This is a genomic window from Streptomyces violaceusniger Tu 4113 (assembly GCF_000147815.2).
Taxonomy (GTDB): Bacteria; Actinomycetota; Actinomycetes; order Streptomycetales; family Streptomycetaceae; genus Streptomyces; species Streptomyces violaceusniger_A.
In genome coordinates, this window is sequence record NC_015957.1 from 5711834 (window position 1) to 5727573 (window position 15740).

The window sequence follows — 15740 nt, forward strand, 5'->3', positions numbered from 1 at the left end:
ACGCGGGCCCGGCGGACCGCTGGATAGAGTGGCCGGCCATGGGGAACGGGGAGGGGCCCGCCGCCGTGTCGGAACACGGCGTCCAGGGCGGCACACAGACCACCTGGCAGGCGCCGAGCGCGATCGAGCGGGAGCTGTACGAGGCGAAGGCGCGCGGCGACTGGTCGGCGTACTTCGATGTGCTGGCGCGCGCCGAACTCTTCGTCGCCGATGCGTACTCCCGCCTTCAGGCGCGCCCCGGGACGGTGTTGTTCACCCCGTACTGGTATCCCCAGGTGCAGGCCAACTGCCTGCCCATCTTCACCGAGGGCATGCTCCCCGCGCCCCATCCGGAGACCGTCTATCTCTCCTACTCCCTGGGGTGGTTCGCCACGGAGTGGGAGCCCGGCGATCCGCCGTGGATCGTGGTCAACCCCGGCAGTCCGTGTGAGACGTTCTTCCCGACCTCCCCGGCGCACCGCGCCCTGTGGAGCGGCCACGCCGAACACGCCGCCGATGGCGAAGGCCGCGCACACGCGCCCATGGAATTGCGCGGGCTGCGGGTGGGCGGGCCGACGCAGGGCCCGGTGGCCCATGGACTGGCCTGCGGGGCACTGCTGTTCGTCAAGAACGGCGAGCTGTGGAACGCCATGGCCTACCACGGCGGCGGATACACCCGCGAGCGGAGCCGGCTCAAGGAGTGGTGGGGCATCACCGGCCGGGAGGAGTGGCAGCGCATCCAGGAGCTGCTGCTGAGCGCCGAACTGATCAGCGGTGTCTGGGAGTTCGCGCTCGGGGTGCGCCGAACCCTGGCCCTGGACTTCGCCGGCCCGGTCGGGGTGGACCACTGGCGGACGGTGGCCGAGCGGGTGCTGCGGCGCACCGACGCCGAGCCCGGCGAGGTCCGGATCACCCCCGACGGGGTCACCAAGGCGGAGCCCCGGGACAGCGCGGAGGTGGAGGCGCAGGTGGCGGGCGTGCAGCGGCTCATCGGCCGGATCGCCCGCTATGAGGCCCGGTTCCGCGCGGACGGCCTGATCGCCGAGGGAAAGTTCGTCCGCACGGTGGAGGCGTGGGACTACGGGCGGGCCTCCGGGATGGCCCGCTGGGGGCTCGCCGCACATTTCTGCTCCCTCGACGAGGCCGAGCGCGCGGTGCTGCGCGCGGGACGGTCGGCGCAGGCCAACTACCGCTCCTGGGAGGAGTTCTCCGCCGCGTACATCCTCGGGCGGTGTCTCCACTTCGACGACGAGGAGTTCGGTGAGTGGTACGAGGACATGCTCACCGCGCATCGCATCCTCACCACCGATCCGGAGAGCCCCTGGCTCACCCTTCCCTGGAAGTGATCCCGGTGGGACCGGGCGTCAGCGGGCGCCGACGCGGTCCTCGGCCAGCACCCGGGCCATGGTGCGCTCGGCCAGGGCGGTGATGGTGACGAACGGGTTGACGCCGATGGAGCCCGGGATGAGGGATCCGTCGGTCACATAGAGGCCGTCGTAGCCGGTCACCCGGCCGTACGGGTCGGTGGCCCGGCCCAGGACACAGCCGCCCAGGGGGTGGTAGCAGAAGTCGTCGGCGATGGCCCGGGTGTCGCCGAAGAGGTCATAGCGGTAGATGGTGGCGTTGGCATAGTTGACGCGGTCGAAGAGCGCCTTGGCCGCGGCGACGGACGGCGCGCTCTGGGCGCGGGTCCAGTCGAGCACGGCGGCGTCCTTGGCCGCGTCATAGGTGAAGGTGGCGCGCTCGGGGTTCCGGGTGATGGCGAGGTAGAGGCTGACCCAGGTCTCGAGGCCGGCCGGCAGCGGGGCGATCTCGGCGAAGACCGGGTTGGCGGTGTTGGACCAGTCGTCGATCGCCATCACCGGGATGGTGGACTGACGGGCACCGGTCGGGTGCCACACATGGTTGGCGCGGCCGAGCATGACATTGCCGTTGCCGCCCCAGCCCCGGCCGACCTCCTCGCTCAGCTCGGGCAGGGCGCCGGTCTCACGGGCGCGCAGCAGAAGTTCGGTGGTGCCGAGGCTGCCCGCGCCGAGGAAGAGCGAACCGCAGGTGATCTCGTCGGTGGAGACGACGGTGCCGGTGGTGTCGACGCGCTCCACGGTGAGGACATAGCTGCCGTCGGGCGCCCGCCGCAGGGCCCGGGCGCGGCTGAGGGTGTGCAGGGTGACCTGGCCGGTGCCGAGCGCGGCCGCGAGATAGGTCTTGTCGAGGCTGCGCTTGCCGAAGTTGTTGCCGTAGATGACCTCCTGGGCGAGCGCGGACTTGGTCGCCGTTCCGTCGGCCTCGCGCCGCATGTAGTCGAAGTCGTAGACATTGGGCATGAAGACGGTCTTCAGGCCCGCCCTGGCCGCCTGGTCGCGGGCGACGCGGGCGTAGGTGTACCACTCCGTGGCCTCGAACCACGCGGAGGGCACGGTGTTGGCGCCGAGCATGCGGTTGGCCAGCGGGAAGTAGGTGTCGTACATCGGGTCCGCGGCCACCTGCGGCAGCATCTGCTGGAAGTACGAGCGCGACGGGGTGACCGCGATACCACCGTTGACCAGCGAACCGCCGCCGACCCCGCGCCCCACGTAGACGGACATGCCGGGGAAGCGGACGCGGTCCAGGACGCCGGGGTAGGGGGTGATGTCCTTGTTGATGACGTCCAGCCACAGAAAGGTGGACAGGGGCGCCTCGGTTCTGGTCTTGAACCACATGGAGCGCTGATCGGGGGCGGTCATCGAACAGTGGACCCGGCCGTCGGGACCCGGGGTGTCCCATAACCGCCCCATCTCCACGACGAGGGTTCTGATGCCCGCCTCACCGAGCCGGAGCGCGGCCACGGCCGCGCCGTAGCCCGAGCCGACGACGACGGCGGGGAAGTGGTCGGCGCGCTGGGCGGCGGCCGCCGGGGTGAGGCCGATGCGGGTGAGTCCGAGGGCCGCCGCGCTCTGCAGGGCGGCCAGACCGAGAATGTGACGACGCGTCAGGTCTGCTGTCATGGCGGCATGATGGGCGGAGTCGCCAGATCTCGCCATGGCACGGCACAAGGTCCTTTTCAGCGGTCATTTTCGGCACCTGAGGGTTTGCGCAAATTATTGTGATTTACCCATTACGTCGCACCCGCGCTCCTCGATCCCAGCGTTCGAAACGGCGTTCCGGGTCCATGTACGGCGTCACCCGGCGCGGCCACAGGGTCGCTCTCCGTATCCGCTGCGACCATGGACGACAAGGACCCGGTTGCCATCCCGCACCCCATCCACGAGAACTCGATCACACCCCGGGCGTCCTGCGTGGGACGCGGCAGTAGTGTTCGCCGACAAGCGTGTGTTGTAGGTACCGGGCAGGTAGAAGGGATCGGGCATGTTCCGCAAGGTGCTGGTCGCCAATCGTGGAGAGATCGCCATTCGCGCCTTCCGCGCCGGCTATGAGCTGGGCGCGAGAACCGTAGCCGTGTTCCCGCACGAGGACCGCAACTCGCTGCATCGGCTCAAGGCCGATGAGGCGTATGAGATCGGTGAGCCGGGCCATCCGGTGCGGGCCTATCTCTCCGTCGAGGAGATCGTCCGCGCGGCGCGCAGTGCGGGCGCGGACGCCGTCTATCCCGGATATGGCTTTCTGTCCGAGAACCCCGATCTCGCACGTGCGTGCGAAGAGGCGGGGATCACGTTCGTGGGGCCCAGCGCGCAGATCCTGGAGCTCACCGGGAACAAGGCGCGCGCGGTGGCCGCGGCCCGTGCGGCCGGGGTGCCGGCGCTCGGCTCCTCCGAGCCGTCGACCGATGTGGACGAGCTGGTCCGGGCCGCGGACGAGCTCGGCTTCCCGGTGTTCGTCAAGGCCGTCGCCGGTGGCGGCGGGCGCGGGATGCGCAGGGTCGAGAACCGGGAGACGCTGCGTGAGTCCATCGAGGCGGCGGCGCGGGAGGCCGAGTCCGCCTTCGGCGATTCCACGGTCTTCCTGGAGAAGGCGGTGGTGGAGCCCCGCCATATCGAGGTGCAGATCCTCGCCGACGGGCAGGGCGATGTCATCCATCTGTTCGAACGCGACTGCTCGGTGCAGCGGCGCCACCAGAAGGTGATCGAGCTGGCGCCGGCGCCCAACCTCGATCCGGAGCTGCGGGCGCGGATCTGCGACGACGCGGTGAAGTTCGCCCGGCAGATCGGCTATCGCAACGCCGGCACGGTGGAGTTTCTGCTCGACCGCGAGGGCCGCCATGTGTTCATCGAGATGAATCCGCGGATCCAGGTCGAGCATACGGTGACCGAGGAGATCACCGATGTCGATCTGGTCCAGTCGCAGTTGCGGATCGCCGCCGGCCAGACGCTGTCCGACCTCGGCCTCACCCAGGACAGCGTGTATGTGCGGGGTGCGGCGCTGCAGTGCCGGATCACCACCGAGGACCCGGCCAACGGCTTCCGCCCGGACACCGGAATGATCAGCGCATATCGCTCCCCGGGCGGCTCCGGCATCCGGCTGGACGGTGGCACCACCCACTCCGGTGCGGAGATCAGCGCCCACTTCGATTCGATGCTGGTCAAGCTGACCTGCCGGGGGCGGGACTTCGCGACCGCGGTCGGCCGCGCCCGGCGTGCGGTGGCCGAGTTCCGCATCCGCGGCGTATCCACGAACATCCCCTTCCTCCAGGCGGTGCTGGACGATCCGGACTTCCGGGCCGGACAGGTCACCACGTCGTTCATCGAGCAGCGGCCGCATCTGCTGACCGCGCGGCACTCCGCCGACCGCGGTACCAAGCTGCTCACCTATCTCGCCGATGTCACGGTGAACAAGCCGCACGGCGAGCGGCCCCATCTGATCAACGCGAGCACCAAGCTGCCCCCGGTGCCGGACACCGCGCCGCCCGCCGGCTCCAAGCAGCGGCTCACCGAGCTGGGCCCGGAGGGTTTCGCGCGATGGCTGCGCGAGTCGCCCACGATCGGGGTCACCGACACCACCTTCCGGGACGCGCATCAGTCGCTGCTGGCCACCCGGGTCCGCACCAGGGACCTGCTGGCCGTGGCCCCGGTGGTGGCCCGGAGCGTGCCGCAACTGCTGTCGCTGGAGTGCTGGGGCGGGGCCACCTACGACGTGGCGCTGCGCTTCCTCGCCGAGGACCCGTGGGAGCGGCTGGCCAAGCTGCGCGAGGCGGTGCCCAACATCTGTCTGCAGATGCTGCTGCGCGGCCGCAACACGGTGGGCTACACGCCGTACCCGACCGAGGTGACCACCGCCTTCGTACAGGAGGCCACGGCCACCGGAATCGACATCTTCCGGATCTTCGACGCGCTGAACGACATCGGGCAGATGCGGCCCGCGATCGACGCGGTACGGGAGACCGGCTCGGCGATCGCCGAGGTGGCGCTCTGCTACACCTCCGACCTGTCCGACCCCTCGGAGCAGCTCTACACCCTCGACTACTATCTGCGGCTCGCCGAGCAGATCGTGGACGCGGGCGCGCATGTGCTGGCCATCAAGGACATGGCGGGGCTGCTGCGCGCCCCGGCCGCGGCCACACTGGTCTCCGCGCTGCGCAGGGAGTTCGACCTGCCGGTGCACATCCACACCCATGACACCGCGGGCGGCCAGCTCGCCACCTATCTCGCGGCGGTCCAGGCCGGTGCGGACGCGGTGGACGGCGCGGTGGCCTCCATGGCGGGCACCACCTCCCAGCCGTCGCTGTCGGCGATCGTGGCCGCCACCGACCACTCCGACCGGCCGACCGGGCTCGACCTCGAGGCGATCGGCGGCCTGGAGCCGTACTGGGAGGCGGTGCGCAAGATCTACGCACCGTTCGAGGCGGGCCTCGCCTCGCCGACCGGGCGGGTGTACCACCATGAGATCCCCGGCGGTCAGCTGTCCAATCTGCGCACCCAGGCCATCGCGCTCGGCCTCGGCGACCGGTTCGAGGAGATCGAGGCGATGTACACCGCCGCGGACCGGATGCTGGGCCATCTGGTGAAGGTCACCCCGTCGTCGAAGGTGGTCGGCGATCTCGCGCTGCACCTGGTGGGGGCGGGGGTGTCGCCGGAGGACTTCGAGGCGGATCCGGGCCGGTACGACATCCCGGACTCGGTCATCGGGTTCCTCCGCGGCGAGCTGGGCAATCCGCCGGGCGGCTGGCCCGAGCCGTTCCGCAGCAAGGCGCTGGAGGGCCGCGCCGCCGCCAAGCCGACGGCCGCAGAGCTGTCCACGGAGGACCGGGAGCTGCTGGAGAAGGATCCGCGGGCGACGCTGAACCGGCTGCTGTTCCCCGGTCCGACCAAGGAGTTCGAGGCGCGTCGGCAGGCCCATGGCGACACCAGCGTGCTGGACAGCAAGGACTTCTTCTACGGGCTGCGCCCGCGGCAGGAGTACACGGTGGACCTCGAGCCCGGGGTCCGGCTGCTGATCGAGCTGGAGGCCATCGGCGACGCCGACGAGCGCGGTATGCGCACGGTGATGGCCTCGCTGAACGGGCAGTTGCGCCCGGTCCAGGTGCGGGACAACTCCGCGGCCTCCGACGTACCGGCCACCGAGAAGGCCGACCGGAGCAACCCCGGCCATGTGGCGGCGCCCTTCGCGGGTGTGGTGACGCTGGCGGTGACCGAGGGCGATCAGGTGGAGGCCGGTGCCACCGTGGCGACGATCGAGGCGATGAAGATGGAGGCCACCATCGCGGCCCCGAAGAGCGGGACCGTGTCGCGCATCGCCATCAGCGCGATCCAGCAGGTGGAAGGCGGCGATCTGCTGGTCGCTCTCACCTGAGCCGACAGCGTCGACGAGCCGCCGCCACCGGTCCCCGGCCCTCGGGTCAGGGGTGCTCGGTGGCGGCGGCTTCGTATGCCCGCAGAAAGGTGTCCACCGCGGACCGGGCGACCGTGCGCGTCTCGGCCGCGGAGACCTTGCGGGTGCCCAGCCGGGACCGCGCCTCCATGGGGCCGGTGAGCAGCGCGAGCAACTGCTCCGCGGCCTGCGCCGGATCACCCGGCCGCAGCCCCCCGGCCAGCGACAGCCGGGCCAGCCGGTCCGCCAGCGCCTCACCGAGCCGGATGGCCGTACGCCCCTGGACGATCTCGATCAGATCGGGGAAGTCGGCCGCCTGGGCGTAGGTGAGCCGCCGCAGGGCACGGGAACGCTCCCCGCAGCACACCTGGAGCATGCGGTACGCCATGTCCTCCAGAGCGGCGCGCAGATCGTCCCCGGGCTCGCGCAGCCGCTCGACGACGGCGAGGTTCTCCGCCATCACGGCGTCGGCCGCGGCCTCCATGGCATGGCGGAACAGGGTCTCCTTGTCGGTGAGGTGGTTGTACACCGTGGGCTTGGCGACACCCGCCTCATCCGCGATGTCCTGGACGCACGCCTGTCCGTAGCCCCGCCGGGCGAAGACGGTGAAGGCGGCGTCAAGGATCGCCTGCCGCTTGTCGATACGCCCTCGCGAGACCTTCCGCCCGGACGAGGCTGTCACTGCCGTCATCGGCGCATCGTATCTCACAACACGCCGTACTGAACTCGTCGGTTCAGATTTCCCAACCCCCTTGCCCATTGACGCGACTGGACATTAATTTGAACCAGCCAGTTCATCTGCCAACTTATCCACGAGGGGAACTCCCCATGCTGCTCAACGTGTTGCGGTTCAGCTTCAAGGACGGCACGACCCAGGAGGACAAGGCCAGGGTTCTGGCGGCAATGCGCCGTACGGGCGCGCTGGAGCCGGTCGCGTTCTCCACCGTCGGCCAGTTCCTCGGCGACTCGGCCGAGGGCTTCACCCATGCCTACTGCGCGGCGGTGGCCGATCTGGCGGCACTGGACCGGTATCTGCATGACCCGTTGCACATCGCGGGCGACGACGAGATCCTTCCTCATCTCGCGAAGCTCTCGGCGTTCCAGCTGTCGGACGACATGGACCCCGCGCTCGGCGAACAGGTCATGGGGATGCATCTGAAGAAGGTGGCGATGCACCCGCAGTGGGGTCAGGCGCTCGACGCGATCTCCGACCTCGGCGGCCCGTCCGGGAGCTCCTCCACCGGCTGACCTCGGGTGGCCGCGCCGCCGCACGGCCCGACAGTCTGGTGGCCGGTAGCGCACCGGCCGCGGCCACGGCCGCGAGAGCCGTCAGCGCCGGCCCCATCGCCGAGAGGAAGCCGTCGGCCGCCCAGCCCGGCCCGTCGCCGGGCGGCCGTCCGGTGGTGCCGCCCGGTCCGGCCACGCTCATCAGCGTGGTCGCGGCGGCGACCCCCAGCGCGGGGCCGATGTTCATGGCGGTCTGCTGGAGCCCGCCCGCCACCCCGGCGGTGTCCACGGACGCGTGGCGCACGACGACGGTGGTCGCGGTGACCATCACGGTGGCGAAACCCGCGCCCAGCACGAGAAAGCATCCACCGATCGCCTCGGCGCCCGAGCCCCGGCCGAGACGGGACATCAGCAGCACACCGGCCGCCACCAGAACCATCCCCGCAACCGCAGTCCGGCGGGGTCCCTGACGGCGCCTCAGCAGTGCCGCCACCGGTGCGTGCAGGACGTGCTCGCGCTGGATCCGCTCGCCAGCGGGCTGAGGGCGCTCCCGCTGGCGGTGATGATGGTGCTGGGCGTGGTCAGCGCCCCGCCGACCAGGGGGCCTGCCGCGGCCGCCAGCCCGATGGCGCCGGTCCGCACCGCGAGGGGCCTGCCGAGCAGGTCGGGCGGATACGCGGCGCGCAGCATCCCGAGGGTGGCGGGTTGCAGCAGCGCCCCGAAGACCCCCTGGGCGACCCGCAGCCCGATCACCCAGCCGATGCCGCCCGCGAGCCCGATGCCCGCCGAGGCGGCGCCGAAGCCCAGCATCCCGATGGCGAAGACGCGCCGATGGCCGTGGCGGTCGCCGAGGCGGCCCGCGAACACCAGCAGACTCGCCACGGCGATCAGATATCCGGTACTGGTCCACTGGACCTGGGCGAACGTGGCATGGAGGTCCCGCTGCAGACGGGGCTGGGCGACGGTCAGCACGGTGCTGTCCAGGGCGACGATCACGGCCCCGGTGACACTGCCGACGAGGGTGAGGCGTCGTGCACGCGGGGCGCTCATCGGGCCTCCGGGCCGAGGTGCGCGTCGAGCGCGGCACGCAGCAGCGGCTCGGCGTCATCCACTCCCACCGCGAGCTGAAGGCTGCCCCAGCCCCACAGTTGGGCGATGCCGTGCAGATTCGCCCACAGCGCGCCCGCGACGATCCGTGGCTCCGCGCCGGAGTCCGGCCGCACCCTGGCCACCAGGTCGACGAGGGTGGCGAAAAGCGGCAGGCTCGTCTCCCGCAGGCCGAGCTGGTTGCTCTCCAGGAGATCGTGACGGAACATCAGCTCGAACATGCCACGGTTGGTCAGCGCGAAGTCGAGACAGCTCCGCGCCAGAGCCGTCAACTGCCCGCGTGGATCGCCCTCATGAGCGGCGATGGCCGCACCGGCCTGGTCGGCCAGGCGCTCGAAGCCGCGGCGCGCGATGGCGGACAGCAGGGCCAGATGCGTCGGGAAGTAGCGCCGCGGCGCCCCGTGGGACACCCCGGCCCGACGGGCGATCTCCCGCAGCGAAAGGGCCTGCGCCCCCTCCGCCTCCACCAGCCCCACTCCGACGTCCACCAATCGGGACCGGAGACCCGAGTCCTGCTCACGCTCATCCATAGACACTGTCTACCAGAGAGGAGTAGACAGTGTCTACGCGTTCAAAATGACGAATGAATGCCCATCATCAGAGACCAGAGGACCTGCGAAGCACCCAAAAAGGGGCACGCATGTTCATCTACGTGAATGTCATTCTGAGGTAAAGAACCGCCCGTGAGCCTTGACGGTCCATTTGGTCCGGTCCAATGTGCGTGGTGCGCCATGAGCACGCCACTCCTTTACCGAATCAGGAAGGAAGTCAACGACCATGGCAGAACCCCTCGTTCCGCGCTCGTTAAGCCGCCGCCGGGTCCTCGGCTCGATGGCCGCGGCCGCCGTCGGAACACCGATCGCCCTCGGGCAACTGACCTCGGGGGCCGCCCCGGCCTCCGCCGCCTCCCGGGCCGCGGCCGCGCAGTTGCTCTGGCATCCGGACCCGTCCAGCGCCGGGCTCAAGGCGTTCGAGGGCATCGAGGCCGACCGCGGCAACGCACACCCCGACCGGGACTATGTGGTCGTCGAGGGCGGCGACCACTACCGCTTCAACATCTGGAAGGACGACCGGGACACCACAGGTGGCGGCGACCGCCAGCGCACCGAGTCCAAGGGCATGGTGCAGGACGGCACCGCCCTGAAGATGCGCGACGGTGAGACATGGACCATCAGCTACGAGATGTTCATGCCCACCTCGCTGCACGGCACCAGCAAGTTCACGCACATCTTCCAGACCAAGACCCCGGCGGACAACGGCGGTCCGTACATCACTCTGGACCTGGGCCGCAGCGGCAGCACGGAAACGCTGCGGGCCCGTGCGTACGCCAACTCCGGCTCACCGGACATCGCCTCGACCAATCTGTCGCCGCTGCGCAACAAGTGGATCACCATCGAGTGGACGCTCACCATCGGCTCGAAGGGCAAGGCGGCCTTCGTGGCCCGCAACGGCACCGGGCCCGGCGCCCCGGTCGCGGTCCAGGGCAGCATGTCCAATGTGAAGATGCCGGACCAGGACGACTACCAGCGGCCCAAGTGGGGCATTTACCGCTCGGTCGAGAGCGCCTCGTCGGACATCCTCGACACCTATCTGCTGTTCCGGAACTTCCAGGCGTCCAAGGCATAGCCGGCGGCCGCTCCCGTGGCGAGACACACCCGCGGCGGTGACACGGGGCCGGTGGCGCCCCGGCCCCGCGTCACCGGCCGTCGGACACGTCGGATAGGCCGGATACGTCGGATGCACTGAACGCGCCGGATACGCCGGACACCGGCAGGTGGCGCGCCACGGAGGCGTTGAGCCGCTTCAGGAACTCCGTCAGCCGGGCGAGGTCCTCGTCCGGCCAGTCCACGATGGCCTCGCCCAGCAGCCGTGTCCGCCGCTCGGCCGCCAGCGCGACATGGCGGCGCCCGGCGTCGGTCAGCTCCACCCTCCGTATCCGCCGGTCCACGGTGTCCCGGACCCGGGTCACCAGCCCTGCCGCCGTCAGCCGGTCGACGACGCGCACGGCGCGGGCCCGGTCGGTCAGCAGCAGGGCGGCGATGTCGGACACCGCGGGGCCGGGCGGGGAGCTGGCCTCGACGAAGCGCAGCACCCGGTAACCGGTGGGGGTGACATCCGTGGGCAGCCCGCCCAGAAAGCGCTCACGTACCAGCGGTCCGTACAGCCCGAACCGGGCGGGCCGCAGCTCCCGCAGCACCGCGTCCAGCCCGCGCAGCTCTTCGTCCCGATCGTTCACAGGGACCAGCGTGCTGCGCCGCCACCGCCCCTGGCAACGCACATCCGCCACCGTCCACCGAGATGGTTGTCCGGGTTCGCCGTCCGGTCGTCCGGCGGTAGCCCACCGTGCCGCGGTGTTCACGGCGCCACGGTGTCAGGCGGCGGCGAGCGCGTGGGAGCTTCGCCCCATGACGACGACACCGAAGACCACGGGCAGCACACCGCCGGAGTCCCGGGTGAGCCGCCGGGGGCTGCTGGGCGCGGCCGGCGCGGCGGCGGCCGGTGCGGGCGCCTTGATGTCCCAGCAGGAGGCGGTGGCGGCCTCGCCCATGCTGTGGACCCGGCCGGAGCGCTCCGGGATGCCGCCGGTGAGCGGGCTGCATCTGCAGTTCGGGGCCGACGCCGCCCGGGAGGTCGTGGTGTCCTGGCGGACACCGGTCCCGGTGAGACGGCCACGTGTCATGTTCGGCACCCCGGCCCATGGCATGGGCACCGAGGTCACCGCGCGGACCACCTCCTACCAGGACGCCAAATCCCAGCAGCGCATCTACGTCCAGCACGCCCGGCTGAGCCGGCTGCGCCCCGGCACCGGCTATGTCTACGCCGCCGTCCACGACGGGGCGACCCCGGAGGCGGGGTCGTTCCTGACCGGGCCGAGTGGCCGGGCACCGTTCACCTTCACCAGTTTCGGCGACCAGGGCACGCCCACGGTGGGCAAGCTGAACGGCCCCAAGCCGCCGAAGATCACCGAGAAGCTCACCTATCTCAACGACAACCTGGGCTCGCCGTACGCCAATGACGTGACCACCGCCGTCGAGCGGGTCGCGCCGCTGTTCCATCTCATCAACGGCGATCTGTGCTACGCCGATCTGTCCGAGGACCGGCTGCGCACCTGGTCGGACTGGTTCGACATGACCAGCCGGTCCTCGCGGTTCCGGCCGTGGATGCCCGCGGCCGGCAACCACGAGAACGAGCTGGGCAACGGGCCGATCGGGTTCGCCGCCTACCAGGCGTACTTCTCGCTGCCCGGCAACGGAGGCGACGCCGAGACCCAGGGGCTGTGGTACGCCTTCACCGTAGGCTCGGTGCGCGTCGTGAGCCTGGCCAATGACGACGTGGCCTATCAGGACGCCGGGAACACGTATGTGCGGGGCTATTCCGGCGGGGCCCAGCGGCGCTGGCTGGAGGCCGAGCTCGCCCGGGCCCGGGCCGACCGGGACCTCGACTGGATCGTGGTCGTCATGCACCAGGTGGTCGTCTCCACGGCCGACCACCCGGGCAACGGCGCCGACCTCGGCATCCGGCAGGAGTGGCTGCCGCTCTTCGACACCTACGGCGTCGACCTGGTCGTCTGCGGCCATGAACACCACTACGAGCGCTCCCACCCGATCCGTGGCCGGGAGCCCAACGACACCATGACGCCGACCCCCGCCGCCACCCGGACCGATCTGGTGGACACCACCGAGGGAACCGTCCATATGGTCATCGGTGGCGGTGGCACCTCGGTCCCGTCGATGGACGTCCTGTTCGACACCCCGCGGTGCAATGTCATCACCAGTGTCGGAACCACCGGTGCGAATGGCCATAAGACCCCGGTCTATGTGACGGAGGCGGCCCCGTGGTCGGCGGTGCGCGACCGGGTCAACCCCTACGGCTTCGCCGCGTTCTGTGTCGACCCCGGCACCGAACCGGGCGGCCTCACCACGATGTCGGTGACCTATTACGCGGTCACCGGGCTCTACGGCCGTATCGAACCGGTGGACACCTTCACGCTCCGGCGGACCCGCGGCGACGGTGAGGGCATGAGGTGATCCGTATCGGGAACGCGGGAGGGCATGCAGAAGCTGAACCGATGGGAACGGGCGATAGAGCGCTGGGAGGAATCGCTGCTGGCCAAGGTGGTCCGCAGCGAGCCCGTGGAACTCCTCGGCGCGCTCAAACGTGAATGCGACAGCCACGCCGTGGTGTGCGGACCGACCCGGGTGGTCGTGCCCAACGTCTACGACGTCGAGCTGGCCGACGCGGTCCATGAAGAGCTCACCCGGCGTGGCTGTCAGGTGGGACAGGAGCTGACGGACCGTCTGGTGCGTCATGCGGAGGACAAGGGCTATGAGTGGGCCGGCCCGCTCACCGTGCGCGTCTCCCGGTCCGGCCGGGTGCCCAACGGCAGGTACCGGGTGGCGGGCCGGCCCATGGCCCATATCCGCGCGGACACGTTCGCCGACGCGCCGGCCTGGTGACGAGCTTGTGCGTGGTGGGCGGCCGACCCTGAAAGACCCGAGCCTGGTCTGACGGTGTCGGGGTCTCATGCGCCCACTGTGCGGCGGCCCGGCCAAGAGCGGAAAAAGCTTGCGGAAGGCGCAAGCCTGCTCCATGACCGACAATCTCAATGCCGTCCTCGACGTGGTCGGGCCACAGCCGCGCGCCATCCGCAAGCAGCACGGATCGCGCTGGAGCAGCTCGCGGAGCTGACGGGCATGTCCGTCAGCACGCTGTCCAGGATCGAATCGGGCCGGCGGCGCCCGACGCTGGCCGTGCGTCGGTGTGAACCCAGGGGCGCACGGTGACGGTGGAGTGAACCGGAGGGCGGCGATAGGCGGGTGGAATCGGGACCGGTCCCCGGGACCCGGGTCTACGGTTCCCGCCATGCGGATCACATGGAGACTCGTCCTCGGCTTCCTCGCCGTCTCGGTCCTCGCACTCCTGGCCGCCCTGGCGAGTCCGTCGTGGCCCCGGGAGCGGGGCGCGGACGGCGGCTCGGGCGCCGCCGCGCCGACGGGGTCGCCCGCCACCGTGCGGGGCGCCGCGCCCTGCACCCTGCACGCCACCACCCCACGGGAAGCGGCGCGCCGGGCGAAGCCGGGCGACACGGTCTGCTTCGACGGCGATCTGTCCCGGCAGCGGCTGGTCATCACCAGGGGCGGAAGCCGGGAACACCCGATCACCTACGCCGGGGGCGGGGACGCCGTGGACGGCATCACCATCGAGGCCGACGATGTGATCGTCGAGGGGTTCCGGTCCGTCCGCCCGGAGGCGCCCGGGATCGAGCTGACCGGCCACCGCGTCACCGTGCGGAACAACACCGTGATCGGCCCGCGGGGCGGGGACGGCGACGGTATCCGGTTCTTCGGCGACGACCTGACCATCGCGCACAACACCGTCCGCGACACCGACAACAGTCATGGCCGGCACGCCGACTGCATGCAGACGTTCGCCAGCGACACTCCGCCCAGCCATCGCGTGCGGATCGAGGACAACCGCTGCGAGAAGGTGGACAACATGTGCCTGATGGCCGAGGGCCCGAACGACGGCGAGGGCGACGGCCGGGGCACCACCTCCGACTTCACCATCAGAGGCAACCACTGCGAGACGCTGCGCGCCTCCCAGGCCCTGATGTTCGAGGACGTGCAGAACGCCACCATCACCGGCAATGTGTTCGCCGCCCCCACCGACCACGCCATCGGCCTCGCCTACCACTCGACCGGCGCCCGGGTCGACGGCAACACCCTCCACTCCGGTATCCGCTACGAGGTGGGCATCGACGATTCGTCCAGGGCGGGTTACCGGGGCCCCGAGCCGGGCGGACTGCCGTAGGAGCCTCTGGGAGGAGGGGCCAGGGGGGGCGGGGGCCCGGGGTTCTCCCGCTCCCCCCGGTGAGCGGGACGCCCGGTCATGTGGCGCCCGCCGCGTCGCGTGCCGCCGCCAGATCGGCCACCAGGCGTTCCTCGACCGGGACGCCGGAGTCGGAGTACTGCCCGGACAGACACACCGGGCCCGTGTAGCCGAGCTCCGCCAAGTGGCCGAGCGCCGCCGACCAGTCGGCCAGCCCGTCGGGGCCCGGCACGAACCAGGGTTTCCAGTGCCCGCCGACGGCTCCGGCTGCCGGTTCGGTGCGCACATGGATGACGTTCTTGAGGTTGACGATGCCGAGCCGCTCGGCGACCAGGGGCAGGGTGACCCGCGGATCGTCGCCCGCCAGCGCGTCATGGGCGGCGTCCCAGATCACCCGGAAGTGCGGGGCCGGCAGGCCGTCGAGGAGGTCCATCACCCCCAGTGCGGAGGACACATAGCGCCCGTGGTGCGGCTGCACCCCGACCTGGACGCCGTACCGCTCCGCGAGGGGCGCCGCGTCCTCCAGCCGCTTCCGTACCCGGCGGACCGAGGCGGCATAGCCGTCGGGGCCCAGCTCGGCCATGACCCGGATCATCGGCACCCCCGCCTCCCGGCAGGCCGCGAAGACGGGTTCGCCGAGATCGCCGGCGACGCTGATCGCCTCGACGCCCTCGGCCCGCAGCCGCGCGGTGAACTCCGGCAGCAGCCGTCCGGCCTCGGCCGGGGTGACGTAGGCGGTGTCCCGGACCGGGATCTCGGCACCGGCGAAACCGAGGCCGGAGATCAGCGGGCCCAGGGTTTCGCCGGGCAGTGCGGACCACGGTTTGGTGAAGACGGACCAGAGAAATGTCATGGTG

13 protein-coding genes and 1 pseudogene are annotated in these 15740 nt (G+C 70.8%); 8 read left to right on the forward strand and 6 right to left on the reverse strand.

Going from position 1 to position 15740, the window contains the following annotated elements; all coding sequences use genetic code 11:
* Positions 1 to 38: 38 nt before the first annotated feature.
* Positions 39 to 1325, forward strand: a complete 1287-nt coding sequence (locus STRVI_RS23745; protein ID WP_014058172.1) for a DUF1266 domain-containing protein — start codon at positions 39 to 41, stop codon at positions 1323 to 1325.
* An 18-nt stretch (positions 1326 to 1343) separates the two neighbouring features.
* On the opposite strand, the gene STRVI_RS23750 is transcribed toward STRVI_RS23745, so the two are convergent.
* The gene (locus STRVI_RS23750; protein ID WP_043239612.1) at positions 1344 to 2963 is read right to left on the reverse strand and encodes a GMC oxidoreductase; all 1620 of its coding nucleotides are present in this window, start codon (positions 2961 to 2963) and stop codon (positions 1344 to 1346) included.
* Positions 2964 to 3324: 361 nt separating this feature from the next.
* Here STRVI_RS23750 and STRVI_RS23755 point away from each other — a divergent pair, with 361 nt between their 5' ends.
* Positions 3325 to 6702 (forward strand): pyruvate carboxylase, encoded by a 3378-nt coding sequence (locus tag STRVI_RS23755; RefSeq protein ID WP_014058174.1) that lies wholly within the window; start codon positions 3325 to 3327, stop codon positions 6700 to 6702.
* 46 nt (positions 6703 to 6748) lie between these two features.
* Here the strand turns inward: STRVI_RS23755 and STRVI_RS23760 are convergent, their stop codons facing one another.
* Positions 6749 to 7411 (reverse strand): TetR/AcrR family transcriptional regulator, encoded by a 663-nt coding sequence (locus STRVI_RS23760; RefSeq protein WP_014058175.1) that lies wholly within the window; start codon positions 7409 to 7411, stop codon positions 6749 to 6751.
* A gap of 137 nt (positions 7412 to 7548) precedes the next feature.
* Here STRVI_RS23760 and STRVI_RS23765 point away from each other — a divergent pair, with 137 nt between their 5' ends.
* Positions 7549 to 7968, forward strand: a complete 420-nt coding sequence (locus STRVI_RS23765; protein WP_014058176.1) for a Dabb family protein — start codon at positions 7549 to 7551, stop codon at positions 7966 to 7968.
* Here STRVI_RS23765 and STRVI_RS48400 read toward each other — a convergent pair.
* Positions 7862 to 8997: pseudogene (locus STRVI_RS48400) on the reverse strand (MFS transporter). The gene STRVI_RS23765 and the pseudogene STRVI_RS48400 sit on opposite strands and share 107 nt — an antisense overlap.
* The gene (locus tag STRVI_RS23775) at positions 8994 to 9584 is read right to left on the reverse strand and encodes a TetR/AcrR family transcriptional regulator (RefSeq protein ID WP_014058177.1); all 591 of its coding nucleotides are present in this window, start codon (positions 9582 to 9584) and stop codon (positions 8994 to 8996) included. The pseudogene STRVI_RS48400 and the gene STRVI_RS23775 overlap by 4 nt, the downstream one beginning before the upstream one ends.
* A 247-nt stretch (positions 9585 to 9831) precedes the next feature.
* Here STRVI_RS23775 and STRVI_RS23780 point away from each other — a divergent pair, with 247 nt between their 5' ends.
* Complete coding sequence (locus STRVI_RS23780) at positions 9832 to 10680, forward strand: hypothetical protein (protein ID WP_014058178.1); 849 nt, start codon at positions 9832 to 9834, stop codon at positions 10678 to 10680.
* A gap of 70 nt (positions 10681 to 10750) precedes the next feature.
* On the opposite strand, the gene STRVI_RS46505 is transcribed toward STRVI_RS23780, so the two are convergent.
* Positions 10751 to 11290 carry a MarR family winged helix-turn-helix transcriptional regulator gene (locus STRVI_RS46505; RefSeq protein WP_050993737.1) on the reverse strand — a complete coding sequence of 180 codons (540 nt, stop codon included), beginning with the start codon at positions 11288 to 11290 and terminating at the stop codon, positions 10751 to 10753.
* 169 nt (positions 11291 to 11459) lie between these two features.
* On the opposite strand from STRVI_RS46505, the gene STRVI_RS23790 reads away from it, so the two are divergent.
* From STRVI_RS23790 to STRVI_RS23800, 4 genes are all read left to right on the forward strand, one after another.
* On the forward strand, positions 11460 to 13082 hold the full coding sequence (locus STRVI_RS23790; protein ID WP_014058180.1) for a purple acid phosphatase family protein: 1623 nt from the start codon (positions 11460 to 11462) through the stop codon (positions 13080 to 13082).
* A gap of 24 nt (positions 13083 to 13106) precedes the next feature.
* Positions 13107 to 13511 carry a DUF3662 domain-containing protein gene (locus tag STRVI_RS23795; RefSeq protein WP_014058181.1) on the forward strand — a complete coding sequence of 135 codons (405 nt, stop codon included), beginning with the start codon at positions 13107 to 13109 and terminating at the stop codon, positions 13509 to 13511.
* Positions 13512 to 13748: 237 nt separating this feature from the next.
* The gene (locus STRVI_RS54720; RefSeq protein WP_251982725.1) at positions 13749 to 13838 is read left to right on the forward strand and encodes a hypothetical protein; all 90 of its coding nucleotides are present in this window, start codon (positions 13749 to 13751) and stop codon (positions 13836 to 13838) included.
* A gap of 79 nt (positions 13839 to 13917) precedes the next feature.
* Positions 13918 to 14865 carry a right-handed parallel beta-helix repeat-containing protein gene (locus tag STRVI_RS23800; RefSeq protein ID WP_014058182.1) on the forward strand — a complete coding sequence of 316 codons (948 nt, stop codon included), beginning with the start codon at positions 13918 to 13920 and terminating at the stop codon, positions 14863 to 14865.
* A 76-nt stretch (positions 14866 to 14941) separates the two neighbouring features.
* On the opposite strand, the gene STRVI_RS23805 is transcribed toward STRVI_RS23800, so the two are convergent.
* Positions 14942 to 15736: a sugar phosphate isomerase/epimerase family protein gene (locus STRVI_RS23805; protein WP_014058183.1), complete on the reverse strand. Its 795-nt coding sequence runs from the start codon at positions 15734 to 15736 to the stop codon at positions 14942 to 14944.
* Positions 15737 to 15740 lie beyond the last annotated feature (4 nt).

Coding starts and splice junctions, on each gene's coding strand:
- STRVI_RS23745 (WP_014058172.1), top strand. CDS start 39: ATGGGGAACGGGGAGGGGCCCGCCGCCGTGTCGGAACACGGCGTCCAG.
- STRVI_RS23750 (WP_043239612.1), bottom strand. CDS start 2,963: ATGACAGCAGACCTGACGCGTCGTCACATTCTCGGTCTGGCCGCCCTG.
- STRVI_RS23755 (WP_014058174.1), top strand. CDS start 3,325: ATGTTCCGCAAGGTGCTGGTCGCCAATCGTGGAGAGATCGCCATTCGC.
- STRVI_RS23760 (WP_014058175.1), bottom strand. CDS start 7,411: ATGACGGCAGTGACAGCCTCGTCCGGGCGGAAGGTCTCGCGAGGGCGT.
- STRVI_RS23765 (WP_014058176.1), top strand. CDS start 7,549: ATGCTGCTCAACGTGTTGCGGTTCAGCTTCAAGGACGGCACGACCCAG.
- STRVI_RS23775 (WP_014058177.1), bottom strand. CDS start 9,584: ATGGATGAGCGTGAGCAGGACTCGGGTCTCCGGTCCCGATTGGTGGAC.
- STRVI_RS23780 (WP_014058178.1), top strand. CDS start 9,832: ATGGCAGAACCCCTCGTTCCGCGCTCGTTAAGCCGCCGCCGGGTCCTC.
- STRVI_RS23790 (WP_014058180.1), top strand. CDS start 11,460: ATGACGACGACACCGAAGACCACGGGCAGCACACCGCCGGAGTCCCGG.
- STRVI_RS23795 (WP_014058181.1), top strand. CDS start 13,107: ATGCAGAAGCTGAACCGATGGGAACGGGCGATAGAGCGCTGGGAGGAA.
- STRVI_RS54720 (WP_251982725.1), top strand. CDS start 13,749: ATGTCCGTCAGCACGCTGTCCAGGATCGAATCGGGCCGGCGGCGCCCG.
- STRVI_RS23800 (WP_014058182.1), top strand. CDS start 13,918: ATGCGGATCACATGGAGACTCGTCCTCGGCTTCCTCGCCGTCTCGGTC.
- STRVI_RS23805 (WP_014058183.1), bottom strand. CDS start 15,736: ATGACATTTCTCTGGTCCGTCTTCACCAAACCGTGGTCCGCACTGCCC.